Annotated in this window: 14 protein-coding genes; 5 read left to right on the forward strand and 9 right to left on the reverse strand. The window is 71.1% G+C overall.

Annotated elements, in window-relative coordinates; all coding sequences use genetic code 11:
- The first annotated feature begins 2 nt into the window (after positions 1 to 2).
- Both VYL96_RS08605 and hrpA read left to right on the forward strand, forming a co-directional pair.
- Complete coding sequence (locus VYL96_RS08605) at positions 3 to 191, forward strand: hypothetical protein (RefSeq protein ID WP_061227711.1); 189 nt, start codon at positions 3 to 5, stop codon at positions 189 to 191.
- A gap of 50 nt (positions 192 to 241) precedes the next feature.
- Positions 242 to 4,156, forward strand: coding sequence for an ATP-dependent RNA helicase HrpA (hrpA, locus tag VYL96_RS08610; RefSeq protein WP_061227712.1), 3,915 nt, complete (start codon positions 242 to 244; stop codon positions 4,154 to 4,156).
- Between the two features lie 32 nt (positions 4,157 to 4,188).
- On the opposite strand, the gene nrdR is transcribed toward hrpA, so the two are convergent.
- Positions 4,189 to 4,644 carry a transcriptional regulator NrdR gene (gene nrdR, locus VYL96_RS08615; RefSeq protein ID WP_007626979.1) on the reverse strand — a complete coding sequence of 152 codons (456 nt, stop codon included), beginning with the start codon at positions 4,642 to 4,644 and terminating at the stop codon, positions 4,189 to 4,191.
- 111 nt (positions 4,645 to 4,755) lie between these two features.
- Positions 4,756 to 5,205 (reverse strand): hypothetical protein, encoded by a 450-nt coding sequence (locus VYL96_RS08620; RefSeq protein WP_063973517.1) that lies wholly within the window; start codon positions 5,203 to 5,205, stop codon positions 4,756 to 4,758.
- A gap of 228 nt (positions 5,206 to 5,433) precedes the next feature.
- Here VYL96_RS08620 and lexA point away from each other — a divergent pair, with 228 nt between their 5' ends.
- Entirely contained in the window at positions 5,434 to 6,102 is a 669-nt protein-coding gene (gene lexA, locus VYL96_RS08625; protein ID WP_043566147.1) for a transcriptional repressor LexA, read from the forward strand.
- Between the two features lie 72 nt (positions 6,103 to 6,174).
- On the opposite strand, the gene hflX is transcribed toward lexA, so the two are convergent.
- Both hflX and dapF read right to left on the reverse strand, forming a co-directional pair.
- Complete coding sequence (hflX, locus tag VYL96_RS08630) at positions 6,175 to 7,626, reverse strand: GTPase HflX (RefSeq protein ID WP_061227713.1); 1,452 nt, start codon at positions 7,624 to 7,626, stop codon at positions 6,175 to 6,177.
- Between the two features lie 14 nt (positions 7,627 to 7,640).
- Positions 7,641 to 8,573, reverse strand: a complete 933-nt coding sequence (dapF, locus tag VYL96_RS08635; protein WP_061227714.1) for a diaminopimelate epimerase — start codon at positions 8,571 to 8,573, stop codon at positions 7,641 to 7,643.
- Positions 8,574 to 8,691: 118 nt separating this feature from the next.
- Here dapF and VYL96_RS08640 point away from each other — a divergent pair, with 118 nt between their 5' ends.
- Positions 8,692 to 10,872 carry a malate synthase G gene (locus tag VYL96_RS08640; RefSeq protein ID WP_061227715.1) on the forward strand — a complete coding sequence of 727 codons (2,181 nt, stop codon included), beginning with the start codon at positions 8,692 to 8,694 and terminating at the stop codon, positions 10,870 to 10,872.
- 116 nt (positions 10,873 to 10,988) lie between these two features.
- Here the strand turns inward: VYL96_RS08640 and VYL96_RS08645 are convergent, their stop codons facing one another.
- From VYL96_RS08645 to VYL96_RS08655, 3 genes are read right to left on the reverse strand one after another with little or no spacing between them, the layout of a single operon-like run.
- A complete protein-coding gene (locus VYL96_RS08645; protein ID WP_061227716.1) occupies positions 10,989 to 11,735 on the reverse strand; it encodes an IclR family transcriptional regulator in 747 nt (248 codons plus the stop codon).
- On the reverse strand, positions 11,732 to 12,685 hold the full coding sequence (miaA, locus tag VYL96_RS08650; RefSeq protein ID WP_061227794.1) for a tRNA (adenosine(37)-N6)-dimethylallyltransferase MiaA: 954 nt from the start codon (positions 12,683 to 12,685) through the stop codon (positions 11,732 to 11,734). Before miaA ends, VYL96_RS08645 begins: the two co-directional genes overlap by 4 nt.
- Positions 12,682 to 13,338: a class III extradiol ring-cleavage dioxygenase family protein gene (locus VYL96_RS08655; protein ID WP_061227717.1), complete on the reverse strand. Its 657-nt coding sequence runs from the start codon at positions 13,336 to 13,338 to the stop codon at positions 12,682 to 12,684. The genes miaA and VYL96_RS08655 overlap by 4 nt, the downstream gene beginning before the upstream one ends.
- Positions 13,339 to 13,560: 222 nt before the next feature.
- Between VYL96_RS08655 and VYL96_RS08660 the strand changes: the two genes are divergently transcribed.
- Positions 13,561 to 14,946: a DUF349 domain-containing protein gene (locus tag VYL96_RS08660; protein WP_131885032.1), complete on the forward strand. Its 1,386-nt coding sequence runs from the start codon at positions 13,561 to 13,563 to the stop codon at positions 14,944 to 14,946.
- Between the two features lie 72 nt (positions 14,947 to 15,018).
- Here VYL96_RS08660 and VYL96_RS08665 read toward each other — a convergent pair whose 3' ends face one another.
- Together VYL96_RS08665 and miaB are read right to left on the reverse strand one after the other, a co-directional pair.
- Positions 15,019 to 15,603, reverse strand: a complete 585-nt coding sequence (locus VYL96_RS08665; protein ID WP_061227719.1) for an Rv2732c family membrane protein — start codon at positions 15,601 to 15,603, stop codon at positions 15,019 to 15,021.
- On the reverse strand, positions 15,591 to 17,159 hold the full coding sequence (gene miaB, locus VYL96_RS08670; RefSeq protein WP_082767595.1) for a tRNA (N6-isopentenyl adenosine(37)-C2)-methylthiotransferase MiaB: 1,569 nt from the start codon (positions 17,157 to 17,159) through the stop codon (positions 15,591 to 15,593). Before miaB ends, VYL96_RS08665 begins: the two co-directional genes overlap by 13 nt.
- Positions 17,160 to 17,179 lie beyond the last annotated feature (20 nt).

Consider the following 17,179-nt stretch of genomic DNA (forward strand, 5'->3'; position numbering starts at 1 on the left):
ACATGGCTCCCCGGGGACGACAGTGGCTCAAGATGATCGGTGCGGCGGGACTGGCGGGTGTCGCGGCCTCCGGGATCCTCGCCGCCAGGTCCGAACGGCGCCGCCGCTCCTACGAGCCGGACGAGATCCGCGAACGACTCCACGAGCGCTACACGCGGATCCAGGCCAGGCGCGACGCCGCCGGCGACTGACGACGCCGTCCGGCCGACCCGGTCCGGGTGCCGATATCCTGGCGGGCACCATGCCGTCGTCCACCTCAGCCCCACCCGAGCTCCGCCGGGCCCGCCACGATCTGCTCGTCCGGCTCGACGAGGTCGGCACCCTCGACGCGCACCGGCTCCGCCCCCGGATCCGCCGGGCCCGCGCCGACCAACTCGACGACCTGGCCCGCCGCGTCGACGAGGCCGCCGAGCGCGTCCGGCGGCGCGCCGAGGCGATCCCCGCTCCCGAGTACCCCGAGCAGCTCCCCGTCAGCGCGCGCAAGGACGAGATCGCGGAGGCCATCCGCGAGAACCAGATGGTCGTGATCGCCGGCGAGACCGGCTCGGGCAAGACCACCCAGATCCCCAAGATCTGCCTCGAGCTCGGGCGCGGCGTGCGCGGCATGATCGGCCACACCCAACCGCGGCGCCTCGCCGCCCGGTCCGTGGCCGAGAGGATCGCGGACGAACTCGGCGTGGAGATCGGCGGCCCCGTCGGCTCCGCCGTGCGCTTCGACGACCGCACCGGACCCGACACCTCGGTCAAGCTCATGACTGACGGCGTCCTGCTCGCGGAGATCCGCCGCGACCGGCTGCTCCACGCCTACGACACGATCATCATCGATGAGGCACACGAACGCAGTCTCAACATCGACTTCCTCCTGGGCTACCTCAAGCAGATTCTCCCGAGGCGCCCGGACCTCAAGCTCATCATCACCTCCGCGACCATCGACCCCGAACGGTTCGCCCGCCACTTCGCGGGCCCCGACGGTCGCCCCGCCCCGGTCATCGAGGTCTCCGGACGTACCTTCCCCGTGGAGATCCGCTACCGGCCGCTCCAGGTCGAGCACGGGGACCGGGTGATCGACCTCGACCCCCTCGACGCGCTCGCCGACGCCGTGGCGGAACTGCTGCGCGAGGACGACGGCGACGTTCTGGTCTTCCTCTCGGGCGAGCGTGAGATCCGCGACGCCGAGGAGGTGCTGCGTGGCCGGAAATTCCGCAACACGGAGATCTTCCCGCTGTTCGCGCGCCTCACCGCCGCGGAGCAGCAGCGCGCCTTCCGCGCCCACTCCACCCGCCGGGTGGTGCTGTCGACCAACATCGCCGAGACCTCGGTGACCGTCCCCGGCATCCGCTACGTCGTCGACACCGGACTGGCGCGCATCTCGCGGTACTCCACCCGTACCAAGGTCCAGCGACTTCCGATCGAACCGATCTCCCAGGCCTCCGCCGCGCAGCGGGCCGGGCGATGCGGTCGCGTGGCCGACGGCATCTGCATCCGCCTGTACTCGGAGGAGGACTTCGAGGCACGACCGGAGTTCACCGACCCCGAGATCCTGCGCACCAACCTCGCCTCGGTGATCCTGTCGATGGCGGACCTCGATCTCGGTCCCGTCGACGACTTCCCGTTCGTCGAGCCGCCGGACCGCAAGGCGGTCCGCGACGGCATGACCCTGCTCACCGAGCTGGGGGCGTTGACGGTCGACGACGACGAACGCCCGCACCTGACCGAGGTGGGCCGCGACATGGCCGCGCTCCCCCTCGACCCCCGACTGGCCCGGATGGTGGTGGAGGGCCACCGCAACGGGGCGCTGGGAGACGTGCTCGTGGTGGTCGCCGCCCTGACGGTGCAGGACGTCCGCGAGCGGCCCGCGGAGGAGCGGGACAAGGCCGACCAGTTCCATCGTCGCTTCACCGACAAGACGTCCGATTTCCTGGGCTACCTCAACCTGTGGCGCTACCTCACCGAACAGCGCCGCGAGCTCTCCGGCAGCGCGTTCCGCAAGATGTGCAAGGCGGAGTACCTGCACTGGCTGCGCATCCGCGAGTGGCAGGACCTCAACGCCCAGCTGCGGAGCATGTGCCGCGAACGCGGCTGGCACCCGCCCTCCGGCCAGGCCTCCGAGGACGACCTGCACAAGGCGATCCTCACCGGCCTGCTCACCAATGTCGGCATGCGCGACGAGGACGCCCGCGAGTTCCGGGGCACCCGCGGCATCCGCTTCCAGATCTTTCCCGGCTCGGACCTGGCCCGTAAGCCACCCCGATGGGTCATGGCGTCTGAGCTCGTGGAGACCTCACGGCTGTGGGCCCGCGACGTGGCGCGAATCGACCCCGCGTGGATCGAGCAGCTCGGGGGCCACCTCACCCGTACCCAGTACTCCGAGCCGCACTGGTCGGACGCCCGAGGCGCCGCCATGGCCTACGAGAAGGTCCTTCTGCTGGGCCTGACGGTCGTGGAGGCACGCCGCGTGTTGCTGTCCCGGGTGGACGCTCCCCTGGCGCGGGAGATGCTCGTCCGCCACGGGATCGTCGAGGGCCGCCTCGACACGCGCGTGCCGGTCATCCGTGAGAACGCCGAGGCCGTGGCGCAGGCGAGGGAGCTGGAGACCCGCAGCCGTCGCCGTGACCTGGTGATCGACGACGAGGCCCTGGTGGCGTTCTACCTCGAGCGGCTCCCCGGCGACATCACCTCCGGCCGTCACCTCGAGTCGTGGTGGAAGAAGCGCGGCCACCGCGATCCGGACTCGATCCGGCTGACCCCCGCCGATATCCGCACCTCGGAGGCCGCCCCCGACGCCGGCGACTTCCCGCCGTTCTGGCAGCAGGGCGACCGCCGATTCGAGTTGCGCTACGAGTTCGATCCGGGCGTCGACGCCGACGGCATCACCGTCCGCATCCCGCTACCCCAGCTGTCCTCGGTGACCACCGCCGGTTTCGAGTGGCTGGTCCCCGGTCTCCGCGAAGAGCTCTACACGGAGATGCTGCGCACCCTTCCCAAGTACCTCCGGCGGCTCTGCTCGCCGCCCGTGGAGTACGCCGCTCTGCTCGCCCGCGACGTCACCCCGCGCTCCGCTCCTCTGCCGGTGGCCCTGGCACAGGCGCTGTCCGCGCGGATCGGGACGACGGTCGACCCGCGGGAGTTCGACCCCACGCAGCTCCCCGATCACCTGCGGGTGCGGTTCGAGGTGGTCGACGGCGAGAAGGTCGTCGCGTCCGGAACGGATTTGGCGGCGCTGCGGACGCGTTTGCAGGACAAGGTGCGCGACACCCTCAACACCCGGCTCGTGCCCGACGACGGGCCGTTCCGCCAGTGGAGTGCCGACACCATCGGAGATCTCGCCCCGTCGGTCACCGGCACGGTGGACGGTGTGGAGGTGACGGTCTACCCCGCCCTGCGCGTCGATGCGGACGGCATCCACCGGGTCGCGTGCGCGACGGAGGAGGAACGCCGGACCAGGCAGGCGTCGGCGGTCCTCACGCTCATCTCGTCTGACCTCGTCTCCGCCTCCTCGATCCTGCGAGGCCGCCCGGTCGAGCAGCGACTGGCCCTGACCCAGTACCCGCACGGGGGCGTCGAGGCACTGGTCTCGGACGCCGCCCTGGCGGCGTGCGGCCGCATCATCGCCCGACGTAAGGGCGTGCCGGTGTTGACGGTGGCGGAGTTCACCGAACTGCGGGACGCCGCCAGGGCGGAGGTGCCGGGGGCCGTGGCATCGGCGATCTCGACGGTCGTGCCCGCCTTGGTGGCGGCGCAGGAGGTGTCCGTGCGTGTGGCTGAGGCCCCGGCCGAGGTCGCCGAGGCGGTGAGACCGTCACTGGAGTTCCTGGTGGGTAAGGGTTTCCTGGCGCGTCATCCGGTCGACGTGCTGCCGCACCTGGAGCGGCACGTGAAGGCGGTCGGTGTCCGACTCGACCTCGCGGAGAAGTCCCCCGCCCGACATCGGGAACTGACAGCCCGGTTGGCGCGGTCGGAGGAGACCGTCGAGGAGGCGTGCGCGGCTCTGCGGCGTCGGCCCGGCGGCGCGCGCGCGACCCGCGAGCTGCGGTGGTTGCTGGCCGAATACAGGGTGGGGTTGTTCGCCCAGTCCCTCGGCACGGCCCGCCCGGTGTCGGCCGAGCGCATCGACAAGGCGGTCGCGAACGCGCTCGCTCCCCGCGCCCGGCGTTGAGCGCCCGGCGGGTCAGACGTTCGCGCGGCGGCTCAGCGGCTCGCGCGGCGGTCTCTGAGTGCGATGATCTCGCGTTCGAAGTCGTCGGCCGAGCTGAACTGCTTGTAGACGGAGGCGAAGCGTAGGTAGCCCACCTCGTCGAGGTCCTGGAGGGGGCCGAGGATCGCGAGACCGATCTCGTGGGCGGGCACCTCGGACGCGCCGCGAGCGCGGACGGTGTCCTCCACCTGCTGGGCGAGGCGCCGCAGGGCGTCCTCATCGATGGACCGGCCTTGGCAGGCGCGGCGAACTCCCCGGACCACCTTGTCGCGACTGAAGGCCTCGGTGACACCGTTGCGTTTGAGGACCGTCAGCAGTGGCGTCTCGAGCGTCGTGAACCGGTGCCCGCACTCCGGGCACTCCCGGCGGCGCCGGATGGCCTGACCCTCGTCGACCGATCGTGAGTCGATCACCCGGGAGTCCTCGTTGTGGCATGTAGGGCAGTACATTCCCGTGTGGCCCTTCGTCGACCGGACTTCACGCCTCCCGGGACGTGGACCACGGGACGCGGGGACGATTGACCACCGTCCCCGACTCATTCTAGGAGGCAGGTGCGCCGGTCACGCGTAGGCGGGCCCGCCGAGGAACGCCACGGCCAGGAGCATGAGTATCCCGAAGGCGATGCCGCAGGCCAAGAGTGCCCAGGCGGGCACGTCATCGACGACACGGGTCGGAGCCGACGACTCGACGCGGCAGGCGCGCACACTGTCGGACGCCACCGGGCGGGCCTGGACGATCCGCCGCGGAGCCGGTGTGCGGGAGGGCGCCGGTGCGAGGGTGGCGACCCGGTCGGCGGAGGCGCCGCGGTTGGGCGAGGCGGAGTCGCGACGGCCCACCGGCCGCGCGCCGGGTCGGGTCCCGGTACGCCCACGGGTCTGACGCTCACCGGACCGGTCGGGATCCCGGCGGACACCGTCCGCGCTCGGTGCGGGAGCGCGGTGTTCTGCCGCGCAGATCTCCGTCCAGCGCGCGGTGGAGTCGGTGTGCGAGTGCATCTCCAGAATGGTCATGTCCACTCCCTGCTCGATACGGTGTGCGAAGCGGATTCGCACAACCGTATGGGTTTCTGTGTACGTCTGTTCGAATCCCGATACGCCTAGAGTTGTATCACGCGACTCCGACAAGGTCACCATTCCGCGACGAAAAACTTCGAACGTGTGTGTGGCGCTCCCCGCTGAGGGGCGATAGGGTGTACACAGATGACGACGTCGAACATCCATTCGCCGAAGGGACCCGAGATGCCGAAGCCCGACTTCGACTCACTGACAGACCGACAGAAGAGCGTGCTACTGCACATCCACGACACGGTCAAGGAGCGCGGCTATCCGCCGAGCATCCGCGAGATCGGGGACGCGGTGGGCCTGCAATCGACGTCGTCGGTAGCGCATCAGCTGCGGACCCTGGAGAAGAAGGGGTTCCTGACCCGGGATCCGCACAAGCCGCGGGCTGTCGACGTCCACGGGGTGCCCGGGCAGAAGGCCCGGGGTCGCCGGTCGCCGACCAGCGAGGTCCGTCGTCCGAGCGGAGCGGTCGAGCCCGTCTACGTCCCGGTCCTCGGCCGGATTGCTGCGGGTGGCCCCATCCTGGCCGAGCAGGCCGTGGAGGAGGTCTTCCCCCTCCCGACCGACCTCGTCGGGTCCGGGGACCTGTTCATGCTCAGGGTGGTCGGTGAGTCGATGATCGACGCGGCGATCTGCGACGGTGACTACGTCGTGGTGCGGCGGCAGAACGTAGCGGACAACGGCGATATCGTCGCCGCGATGATCGACGGTGAGGCGACCGTGAAGACCTTCCGCAAGGACTCCACGGGGGTCTGGCTCCTGCCCCACAACCCGTCCTTCAGTCCCATCCCGGGCGAGCACGCCACAATCCTGGGCAAGGTCGTCACGGTGTTCCGCAAGCTCTGAACCGGCCCTCGACGACGACGCCGCCTGCCCGGGATCGATCGGGTCAGGCGGCGTCGTCGTCGCAGGGGCCGGTCAGGCGGCCCCGTCGCGCGTACTGCTGTCCGAGACGAATTCGCCGAGCTCACCGGCCACCGAGGCGGGCAGCCGCACGACCAGGCGAGTGCCACGGTCGGTGTGCTCCTCCTCGACGACCGCACCCTCGGTGTGGACCCGTGCGACCACGTCACCCCGCGTGTACGGGACCTCTAGAGTCATCTCCATGTCACCGGAGGCCACGATCTGCATGATCCGTTCGAGCAGCTCGTCGACACCCTGCCCCGTGGCCGCCGAGACGAATACCGCGTCCGGCAGGGCGTGGTGCAGCTCGGTGAGCACCACCGGGTCGGCCGCGTCGATCTTGTTGATGACCACCAACTCGCGGGGGCGCTCGGCGTTCTGCTCCTCCACCACCTCGTTGATCACCTTGCGGACCGCCTCGATCTGACGAAGGGGGAACGCGTCCGAACCGTCCACGACGTGGAGTAGCAGCTCGGAGTCGACCACCTCCTCCAGCGTGGACCGGAACGCCTCGACCAACTGCGTGGGCAGATGCCGGACGAAGCCGACCGTGTCGGTGAACACGACCGATCGCCCGTCGGGGAGGTCGGCGCGGCGGGTGGTGGGATCGAGGGTGGCGAACAGCGCGTTCTGTACGAGGACGCCGGCGCCGGTGATCCGGTTCAGCAGGCTCGACTTGCCGGCGTTGGTGTATCCGGCGATAGCGATCGACGGAACGGGCGTGGCACGCCTGCGGTAGCGCTTGGTGTCGCGGGACTGCTTCATGCCCTTGATCTCGCGACGCAGCTTCGCCATCCGCTCGCGGATGCGGCGCCTGTCCGTCTCGATCTTCGTCTCACCGGGGCCACGGAGGCCGACGCCACCGTTGCTGCCGGCCCGGCCACCCGCCTGGCGGGAGAGCGACTCACCCCACCCGCGGAGACGAGGGAGCATGTATTCCATCTGCGCCAGGGAGACCTGCGCCTTGCCCTCGCGACTGGTCGCGTGCTGGGCGAAGATGTCGAGGATCAGCGCCGTCCGGTCGATGACCTTGACGTTGACCGCCTTCTCCAGCGCCAGGAGCTGACCCGGGGTGAGCTCACCGTCGCAGATGACGGTGTCGGCACCCGTCGCGGCGATGACGTCCTTGAGAACGCTCACCTTTCCCGAGCCGATAAAGGTCGCCGCGTCCGGCTTGTCGCGGCGCTGGATGAGAGCGTCGCAGACCTCGGAGCCCGCCGTCTCGGCGAGCTGGGCGAGCTCCGCCATCGCGGCGTCCGCCTGGGCTGCGGACCCCTCGGTCCACACGCCGACCAGTACGACCCGCTCCAGTCGGAGCTGGCGGTACTCGGCGTCGTTGACGTCCTGGAGTTCGGTTGACAGACCCGCCACCCGGCGCAGCGAGGATCTCTCCTCGAGCTGCAGTTCGCCGATGGATGGATCGAGGTCGCGTGTCGGCCGCTCAACGGCCGTGTGATCAATAGTCATTCCCCAGCATCATCTCACATCGGGGCCGCGTGTGTCGCGTATGCGGGCGTGTGATACGCACCGCCGTGGAACCGGCCGCTGGCGACGAGCGCGGACGGACCGGTGAGGGTCGAACCGCCGTCGGCCAGGTGGACCTCGACCTCCCCGCCCGGTACCGCCACGACGACGTCTCCGCTGCCGCGTCCGGCGTCGGCCAGTGCGGCGACCGCCGTCGCCACGATGCCGGTCCCGCATGACATCGTCTCCCCCGCTCCCCGTTCGTGCACGCGCATGGTCACCCGGCCCCCGGTCAGGGGCGTGGCGATCTCCACGTTGACACCGTGTGGGAAGAAGTCGCGATCGAAGGTCGGGGGGTCGGCGACCGGCAGGGCGGCCAGAGCCGCGGCGTCCAGCCCGGGCACGACGCAGGCCAGGTGGGGGTTACCCATGTCGACGGCCACGCCCGCGAAGGTGCGGCCGCCGAGTTCTGCCGAGGAGAGTCCGAGCAGTCGCGGCTCGCCCATGTCGACCCGGACCGTGGCGTCGTCGCCGGAGCGGGACACAATCGTCGCGGGCCGCGGCCCGGAACGCGTGCCGATGGCGATCGTTCCGATGTCGGCCCGGTGCGTGGCCACCAGAGCGTGGGCGAACACCCGGACTCCGTTGCCGCACATCTCGGCGATCGAACCGTCCGCGTTCCGGTAGTCCATAAACCAGTCCGCGGGGTCGACCCCGTCCGGTAGCGCGGGAAGGACCCCGCGATCGACGAGGGCGCCGGCGGTGGCGATCCGGAGGATCCCGTCGGCACCGATCCCGCCGCGTCGATCGCAGAGCGCGCGGACCAGCGTCTCGTCGAGGTCGAGCTCGGCGTGGTCATCGGGCAGGATCACGAAATCGTTGAGGGTGCCGTGGCCCTTGATGAAGGCGATGCCGTCGGTGGCCGTCGGCGTGTTGTGGTCCGGAGTCATGTCGCGATCGTACTAGCGGCGGACCGGCGTTCCGCACTGCGGAAATAGCGGATGAAGCGCCACGACGAGGACATTAGAGTCGGTCGGGAGAACGATCCCCTACCTGAGGAGAGCATCGATGTCCGAACGCATCACCGTCGGCGGTATCCAGGTCGACGAGGTCCTCTACGACTTCGTCAACACCCAGGCGATCCCGGGCACCGGGGTCGACCCCGACGCGTTCTGGGCCGGTGCCTCCGAGATCTTCGCCGACCTCGCCCCCCGGAACCGCGAGCTGCTCGCGGTGCGGGACGAGCTGCAGTCGAAGATCGACGCGTGGCACCACGAGAACCCGGCGCCGATCGACCAGGCGGCGTACAAGGAGTTCCTCCGGGAGATCGGCTACCTCGTGCCCGAGCCCGAGTCGGTCTCGGTCACCACGGAGAACGTCGACGCGGAAATCGCGACCGTCGCCGGTCCGCAGCTGGTGGTGCCGGTCACCAACGCGCGGTTCGCCATCAACGCCGGCAACGCCCGCTGGGGTTCGCTCTATGACGCCCTCTACGGCACCGACGCCATCCCCGAGACCGACGGCGCCGAACAGGGCGACTCCTACAACAAGGTCCGTGGCGACAAGGTGATCGAGTGGGCACGTGAGTTCCTCGACGACGCGGCGCCGTTGGCCTCCGGCAGCCACGTGGGGACCACCGGGTACGCGGTCGTGGACGGCACGCTGCAGGTCACGCTCGCGGACGGCGCGACCACCGGGCTGGCCGACCCGGAGAAGTTCGTGGGCTACCTCGGGGACACCGCCAGCCCCTCCTCGGTGCTGCTGCGCAACAACGGCCTGCACATCGACATCCAGATCGACCCGGACTCCCCCATCGGCTCGACGGACGCGGCCGGCGTCAAGGACGTGGTCCTCGAGTCCGCCGTCACGACGATCATGGACTTCGAGGACTCCGTCGCCGCTGTCGACGCCGAGGACAAGACGCTCGGCTACCGCAACTGGCTCGGCCTGATGAAGGGTGACCTCTCCGAGGAGATCAGCAAGGGCGGCAAGACGTTCACCCGCGTCCTCAACGACGACCGCGTCTACACCTCTCCGGACGGCTCCGGGGAGGTCCGCCTCCACGGGCGCTCGATGCTGTTCGTCCGCAACGTCGGCCATCTCATGACGAACCCCGCGGTCCTGGACGCCGAGGGCAACGAGCTCCCCGAGGGGATCCTCGACGCGCTGATCACCGCGCTGGCGGGCATGCACGGGATCGCGGAGGGCAACGAGCGCGGCAACAGCCGCAGCGGGTCGATCTACATCGTCAAGCCCAAGCAGCACGGGCCCGACGAGGTCGCGTTCACCACCGAGCTGTTCGGCCGCGTCGAGAAGCTCCTCGGCCTGCCGACCAACACTCTCAAGGTCGGCATCATGGACGAGGAGCGCCGCACGTCGGTGAATCTCGCCGCCTGCATCGCGGAGGCGACGGAGCGTGTCGTGTTCATCAACACCGGGTTCCTCGACCGCACCGGCGACGAGATCCACACCTCCATGGAAGCCGGGCCGATGATCCGCAAGGGCGAGATGAAGTCCGCGCGCTGGATGAACGCCTACGAGGACTTCAACGTCGACACCGGCCTGGCGTGTGGTCTGCGGGGCCGCGCGCAGATCGGCAAGGGCATGTGGGCGAAGACCGACCTCATGGCGGAGATGCTCGCCGAGAAGATCGGCCAGCCGCAGGCCGGCGCCAACACCGCCTGGGTCCCGTCGCCGACCGGTGCGACCCTCCACGCGACCCACTACCACCGCGTCGACGTCCTGGCCCGCCAGGAGGAGCTCCTCGCCGGCGGTCGTCGCGCGAGCGTCGACGACATCCTCACGGTGCCGCTCGCCCCGAACACCGACTGGTCGGACGAGGAGAAGAAGGAGGAGGTCGACAACTCCTGCCAGACCATCCTGGGCTACGTCGTCCGCTGGGTCGAGCAGGGTATCGGCGTCTCGAAGGTGCCGGACATCCACGACGTGAACCTCATGGAGGACCGAGCCACCCTGCGGATCTCCTCGCAGCTGTTGGCCAACTGGATCCGCCACGGCATCGTCACGGCAGAGTTCGTGGAAGATTCGCTGCGCCGTATGGCCGAGGTCGTCGACAAGCAGAACGCGGGCGACGACGCCTACCGGAACATGGCGCCGGACGTCGAGTCCTCAATCGCTTGGCAGGCTGCCCGCGAGCTGATCCTCGAGGGCACCACGCAGCCGTCGGGCTACACCGAGCCGATCCTGCACCGCCGTCGCCGCGAGTTCAAGACCGCCAACGGGCTCTGACCCCTGCGGGAATCCGCTACTCCCCCTCGGCATCCGCTACCCCTGCAGAGGTAGCGAATCCGGGCCGGGGGTAGCGGATTTCCTGTATCGGGACGGCGCCACGCCGGCACGGTCGGTCAGCCGAGGAGGCCCTCCACCGCGGCCCTGAGGATGTCGACGGCGGCGTCCCTGCGGTCCCGGGTGAACCGGGCCTCGGGCCCGGACGCGGAGATCGCGAACGCGGCGTCGCCCGTGCCCACGGCGATGGCCACGCACCGCACCCCTTCCTCCTGCTCGGACTCGTCGGTGGCGAAGCCCCGGCGTCGGACCTCGTGGATCTGCTCGATCAGTGCACCGACCTCGACGAGGGTCGAATCGGTGTAGCGGCGCATGCCGGCCCGTTCCAACATGGCGCGGATCTCGGCGTCGTCATCGCCCGCCACGAGGGCCTTGCCCACCGCCGTGCAGTGGACCTCGACGCGCCGCCCCACCTCCGTGAACATCCGCATCGAGTGGGGCGAGGGCACCTGGGCGAGGTAGACAACACCGTCGCCCTCCCGGACGGCGAGGTTGGCGGTCTCCCCGGTGCCCTCGACGACGGCCCGCAGCACGGGCTCCGCCCACGCGGCGGTCGCGCGCTCGGCCGCGTCCCCGATCCGTTGGAGGCGGGGGCCGAGGAGGTAGCCGCGGCCGGCGTCACGGCGGAGGTGTCCGCTCTCGGCGAGGGTGCCGCAGAGCCGGTGGACGGTCGCGGCGGCCAGACCGGTGTCTGCGACCAGTTCACCGAGGCTGGCGCGCCCGCCGCGGCGGCACAGGGCGTCGAGCAGCGAGAACGCGCGGTCGACGGACTGGACGCGGGACCGCCCGCCGCCGGGCGCGGTCATCGGGATCCCTCCCCCAGGATCCGCAGCGCCGCGTCCAGCGGGCGCGGGGCGTCGTCGGCCCGGTCGCGGGTGTCGGTGTCTATCCACCGGATCCGGTGGTCGCGGCCGAACCAGGACCGTTGACGGCGGACGTAGCGGCGGGTGCCGATGACCGTCCGCTCCTCCGCACGGGCCAGCCCGTCGTCGTCGATGCGCAGGGCGTCGTCCATCTCGTCGAGGACCTGGGCGTAGCCGATCGCCCGGCGGGCCGTGACGCCCTCGAGGAGCCCGACTCCGACGAGGCCCCGCACCTCCTCGACGAGCCCGTCGGCGAACATCGTCGAGGTCCGGGCGGCCAGCCGGTCGTCGAGCTCGGGCAGCGCGCACCGCAGGCCGATCAGACGGGTGCCGAATCGCGGCTCGCCGATGGTCGGTCGGGACGCGGAGAACGGCCGCCCCGTGAGCTCGACGACCTCCAGTGCGCGGACGGTGCGCCGCGGGTCGGTGGGCAGGATGGTCCGCGCCGCCTCGGGGTCGACCCGTGCGAGTTCGTCGTGCAGGGCGCGGACGCCGATCTCCTCCAGCCGCCGCTCGTAGCGAGCACGCACCTCGGGATCGGTGTCGGGGATGCTCCACCCGTCCACGAGCGCCTGGATGTACATCATCGACCCACCGCACAGGATCGGCACGTGTCCCCGGTCGCGGATCCCGGCGATCTCCCGCTCGGCCTCATCGCGGAAGTCGGCGACGCTCGCGGTGTGGGTGACATCGAGGACGTCGAGTCGGTGATGCGGGATGCCGCGACGCTCCTCGGGCCTGAGCTTGGCGGTGCCGATGTCCATGCCGCGGTACTGCTGCATCGCGTCGCAGTTGACGACTTCACCGCCGAGGCGTTCGGCCAGATCCAGCGCGAGCTCCGATTTGCCGGTGCCCGTGGGCCCGATCACGGCGACGGGGGCCGGGCCGGTCATGACCACCACCCGCAGTGGTAGCCGACACCGAACGGCGCCCAGGACAGCCGTTCTCGCGCGGCGCGCCCGCCCACGAGGTCGGCGAGGACGAGCCAGGCGGGACGGCTCCACCACCCGATCTCCTCGGCGACGGCCGCCCCGTGGTCGGGAAGCTCGCCGGGGTCCCGGAGCCACCGGCCGAGCCGGGCGTCCAGGGCGACGCCGCGCGGGTCCTCGGGGACGGGGGCGCGCGGCGCGAGGGAGGCGGGTCCGTCGGCGACGACGACGACGAGGTCGTCCGCCGCGACCTGCGGCGTGGTGGGCGAGGGCCCGGTCACGCCGGTGAAGCCCCTGGTCAGGCCGATCTGTGCGCGGTCCAGCAGCCACCACGCGATCAGCGCGGCATCGGGAACCGCCTCGTGCGGCGCCGGCGGGGCACCGGGCCGTCCGACCGGCACGTCGGCCCCCCACCGGGCGAGCGTCGAGCGGACGTCGCCCAGTGAGCGTCCGCCGCTGTCCGCGCCCACGACCCTGACCGCGGTCGCGTCCTCCGCGGCACGCCGGAGCACGCGGACCATCTCGTCCACCTGGCGTGCGGAGTCGGCGGCCGCGCTCCCGGAGAGCACGGGCACGAGCGCGGGTGCACCGGGGACCAGGACGACTGACGTGTTCACACCTCGAAACCCTACTGACCGCGTACGACACCGTCGCAGGACGCCGCCCCGTGACGCCGGGTGGGCCCGGTGGGGCGTACCCGGGGATACGGCGGACACCCGCGCGACGGTTGGTACACACTAGGAGGATGCCGCGCCGGTCCGAGCCGGGGCGGCGAGGCGACGTCCGGTGCGATCCCGGCGACGGTGCCGTGGCACGCGGCAGAAGGAAATGAGGACGAGATGACCGAGCAGTCACCCACCGCCACGGGCGGAGCGAGCGACGGCGGGGCGACCCCGGCACCGGGTCCGCGACCCGGGCCACGGCCGGGCGCACCGTCGCCCGCGGCGCTCGCCCGGAAGGTGGCTCCGCGGCCCGCTCCCGCGACCGATGTCCGGACGACGCGCGGTTCCGACCCGTCACAGTGGGGTCGGGTCGACGAGACGGGCGCGGTGTTCGTGCGCACCGGTGACGGTGAGCGCCAGGTGGGCTCCTGGCAGGCGGGGGCTCCCGAGGAGGGGCTGGCCCACTTCGGGCTCCGTTTCGACGACCTGGCGGCCGAGGTGTCCCTGCTGGAGACGCGTTTGGAATCGCACCCGCAGGACGCGCGCAAGACCCGCGCCTCGGCCGAGGCGCTCGCGGCGCAGATCCCGACCGCCGCGGCCGTGGGCGATCTGGATTCGCTCGCGGCGCGTCTGGCGGCGGTGATCGAACGGTCCACGGAGGTCGAGGCCAGCGCCCGTCAGCGCAAGGACGAGCAACGTGCGGCCGCGATCGCCCGCAAGGAGGCCCTGGCGGCCGAGGCCGAGGAGATCGGCGCGTCCTCGACCCAGTGGAAGGCCGCGGGTGACCGTCTCCGGGACATCCTCGAGGAGTGGAAGACGATCCGCGGGATCGACCGCAAGACGGACGACGCGCTGTGGAAGCGCTTCTCCAAGGCGCGCGAGGCGTTCAACCGCCGGCGCGGCTCCCACTTCGCGGAGCTGGATCGCAACCGGGCCTCGGTGAAGCGTGTCAAGGAGGAACTCGTCGAGCGCGCGGAGGCGCTGTCCGGGTCGACCGACTGGAACGACACGGCGACGGCCTTCCGCAAGCTGATGGACGAGTGGAAGGCCGCGGGCCGCGCACCGCGTGAGGCGGACGACGCGCTGTGGAAGCGGTTCAAGGCCGCCCAGGACTCCTTCTTCGACGCGCGGCATGCTGCGGCCGCCGAGCGGGACGCGGAGTTCGAGGCGAACGCCGAGGCCAAGGAGGCTCTGCTCGCCGAGTTCGAGGGCCGGATCGACCCGGCCGCCGATCTGGCCGCCGCCCGGTCCGCGCTGCGGGACCTGCAGGCCCGGTGGGAGGAGATCGGCAAGGTCCCGCGCGACAAGATGGGTCGCCTCGAGGGTCGTATCCGTGCGCTGGAGAAGGCGGTCGCGGACGCGGCGGACACCGAGTGGCGCCGCACGGATCCTGAGGCCAAGGCGCGTGCCGGCCAGTTCTGGGACCGGGTCCGCGACTTCGAGGAGCAGGCCGCCAAGGCGGACGCCGCGGGCAAGGTCAGGGACGCCGAGAGTGCGCGTGCGCAGGCCGCGCAGTGGCGTGAGTGGGCCGAGGCCGCGGAGAAGGCGGTCGACACCCGCTGACGGTGGCACGAACAGACGCCGGGAGCCCGGCCGGTGACCCCGGCCGGGCTCCCGGCGTCTACGCGGGTGTGGTCAGGCCCCGTCGCCGTGCCGCGCGTCCTCTTCCAGCTGTCGCTGCTCGGGAGTCCGCGACCACAGCACCGCGGCGAGGGTGGCGACCAGCGCCAGCACGAGCAGTTCGCTGAGGTAGAGGCCGAAGCCCGGCCCGCCGAAGTCCTGGAAGTCCGCGTTGGGCCCGCGGCCGGACTGGCGCAGCCAGATCGCCAGCACGCCGTACACGGCGGCCACACAGGCCGTGCTCCACGCGATGCCGGCGGCCCACCACTTCTGCGTCAGGATCATTACGGCGCCGAAGACGATGGTGCCCACCGAGTACAGGAGGACGAACAGGTGGGACGGTAGCGACGTGTACTGCTCGCGGGCCACGTCGGTGAAGAACAGGACGTCGAATCCGCGGACGCCGTCGCTGTGCGGGAGCGCGAGCGCTGCGGCGAGCAGCACGATGAGGACGGCCGAGGCGAGGTAGGCCCGGCCGATCACGAGCGTGCGTCCGAGGATGCGGTCCTTCGAGCGCAGTTCCGATTCCGCGTTGCGGGTGACCTCCATGATCCCTGCGATAGGGTCGCGTCGGTCGTCGTCGGTGCTCACGTGGGGCATCCCTTCTCGATGGTGGCGGCGGGGGCGGTCTCGCGGCGCAGGGTGGGCAGCCCCAGCCCCACGCCGATCGGTGGCGTCTCGGGCTTGCGGCCCTCCTCGTGGCGGTCCCCGGCGCGCGTGGCGCGGTAGCTGAGGACACCGTCGTCGGCGAGCAGGTGGTGCGGGGCGGCGGCGGTGACGCGGGTGGTGACGACGTCGCCGGGGCGCACCCGGTCGGCGGCTTCTCCGACGGGCGCGAAGTGCACGAGGCGACCGTCGCGGGCACGGCCGGTCATGCGGGCGGTGGCGGCGTCCTTGCGGCCCTCGTCGGCGGTGACGAGCAGTTCGACGACGCGCCCGACCTGCGCCTGATTCTCCTCCAGGGTGATCCGCTCCTGGAGGGCGATGAGCCGTTCGTACCGCTCCTGGACCACGGTCTTGGGAATCTGGTCCTCCATCGTGGCCGCCGGGGTGCCGGGGCGGGGCGAGTACTGGAAGGTGAAGGCACTGGAGAACCGGGCCTTCTCGACGACGTCGAGGGTCGCCTGGAAGTCCTCCTCGGTCTCAGCGGGGAAGCCGACGATGATGTCGGTCGTGATGGCGGCGTGCGGCATGGCCGCGCGGACGCGATCGATGATGCCGAGGAAGCGCTCGGAGCGGTAGGAGCGCCGCATGGCGCGCAGGACGCGGTCGGAGCCGGACTGCAGCGGCATGTGCAGTTGCGGGCAGACGGTCGGGGTGGAGGCCATGGCCTCGATGACGTCGTCGGTGAACTCGGCGGGGTGGGGCGAGGTGAAGCGGATCCGCTCGATGCCCTCGATCCGGCCGGCCGCGCGGAGGAGCTTGGCGAACGCGCCCTTGTCGGACGGCTCGTCGGGGTCGTGGAACGACCGTCCGTAGGCGTTGACGTTCTGGCCGAGCAGCGTCACCTCGAGTACGCCCTCGTCGGCGAGGGCCTGCATCTCCGCGAGGACCTCGCCGGGGCGGCGGTCCACCTCCTTGCCGCGCAGGGACGGCACGATGCAGAACGTGCAGGTGTTGTTGCAGCCGACGGAGACGGAGACCCAGCCGGCGTAGGCGGAGTCACGGGTCGCCGGCAGGGTCGAGGGGAAGTGCTGCAGGGAGTCGGCGATCTCCACCTCGGCCCGCTCGTTGTGCCGGGAGCGGTCGAGGAGGGTCGGCAGGTGCCCGAGGTTGTGGGTGCCGAACACGACATCGACCCACGGCGCCCGCGAGACGACGGCGTCCTTGTCCTTCTGCGCCAGGCATCCGCCGACGGCGATCTGTAGTCGGGGGTTGGCGTCCTTCCACGGCCGCAGATGGCCGAGGGTGCCGTAGAGCCGGTTGTCGGCGTTCTCACGGACCGCGCAAGTGTTGAACACAACGAGGTCCGGCAGGCTGCCGGTGGCCGGGTCGGCGTCGCCCTCGAAGGGCACGTAGCCGGCGGCGTCGAGCACCCCGGAGAGCCGTTCGGAGTCATGGACGTTCATCTGGCATCCGAAGGTGCGCACCTGGTAGGTGCGGCGGTCCACGCCCTCGGCGGGGGCGTTCTCCGCCGCCGGATGCAGGTCGGTCACGAGAGAATCCACGCAGGCCA

The organism is Dietzia maris, from assembly GCF_036287335.1.
In the GTDB taxonomy this organism is placed as follows: domain Bacteria; phylum Actinomycetota; class Actinomycetes; order Mycobacteriales; family Mycobacteriaceae; genus Dietzia; species Dietzia cinnamea.

What these genes read in the sequence shown, in the direction of transcription:
- hrpA (WP_061227712.1), top strand. Translation starts at nt 242, where the DNA reads ATGCCGTCGTCCACCTCAGCCCCACCCGAGCTCCGCCGGGCCCGCCAC.
- lexA (WP_043566147.1), top strand. Translation starts at nt 5,434, where the DNA reads ATGCCGAAGCCCGACTTCGACTCACTGACAGACCGACAGAAGAGCGTG.
- VYL96_RS08665 (WP_061227719.1), bottom strand. Translation starts at nt 15,603, where the DNA reads ATGCCCCACGTGAGCACCGACGACGACCGACGCGACCCTATCGCAGGG.
- VYL96_RS08605 (WP_061227711.1), top strand. Translation starts at nt 3, where the DNA reads ATGGCTCCCCGGGGACGACAGTGGCTCAAGATGATCGGTGCGGCGGGA.
- VYL96_RS08640 (WP_061227715.1), top strand. Translation starts at nt 8,692, where the DNA reads ATGTCCGAACGCATCACCGTCGGCGGTATCCAGGTCGACGAGGTCCTC.
- miaA (WP_061227794.1), bottom strand. Translation starts at nt 12,685, where the DNA reads ATGACCGGCCCGGCCCCCGTCGCCGTGATCGGGCCCACGGGCACCGGC.
- VYL96_RS08620 (WP_063973517.1), bottom strand. Translation starts at nt 5,205, where the DNA reads ATGACCATTCTGGAGATGCACTCGCACACCGACTCCACCGCGCGCTGG.
- VYL96_RS08645 (WP_061227716.1), bottom strand. Translation starts at nt 11,735, where the DNA reads ATGACCGCGCCCGGCGGCGGGCGGTCCCGCGTCCAGTCCGTCGACCGC.
- dapF (WP_061227714.1), bottom strand. Translation starts at nt 8,573, where the DNA reads ATGACTCCGGACCACAACACGCCGACGGCCACCGACGGCATCGCCTTC.
- VYL96_RS08660 (WP_131885032.1), top strand. Translation starts at nt 13,561, where the DNA reads ATGACCGAGCAGTCACCCACCGCCACGGGCGGAGCGAGCGACGGCGGG.
- nrdR (WP_007626979.1), bottom strand. Translation starts at nt 4,644, where the DNA reads ATGTACTGCCCTACATGCCACAACGAGGACTCCCGGGTGATCGACTCA.
- hflX (WP_061227713.1), bottom strand. Translation starts at nt 7,626, where the DNA reads ATGACTATTGATCACACGGCCGTTGAGCGGCCGACACGCGACCTCGAT.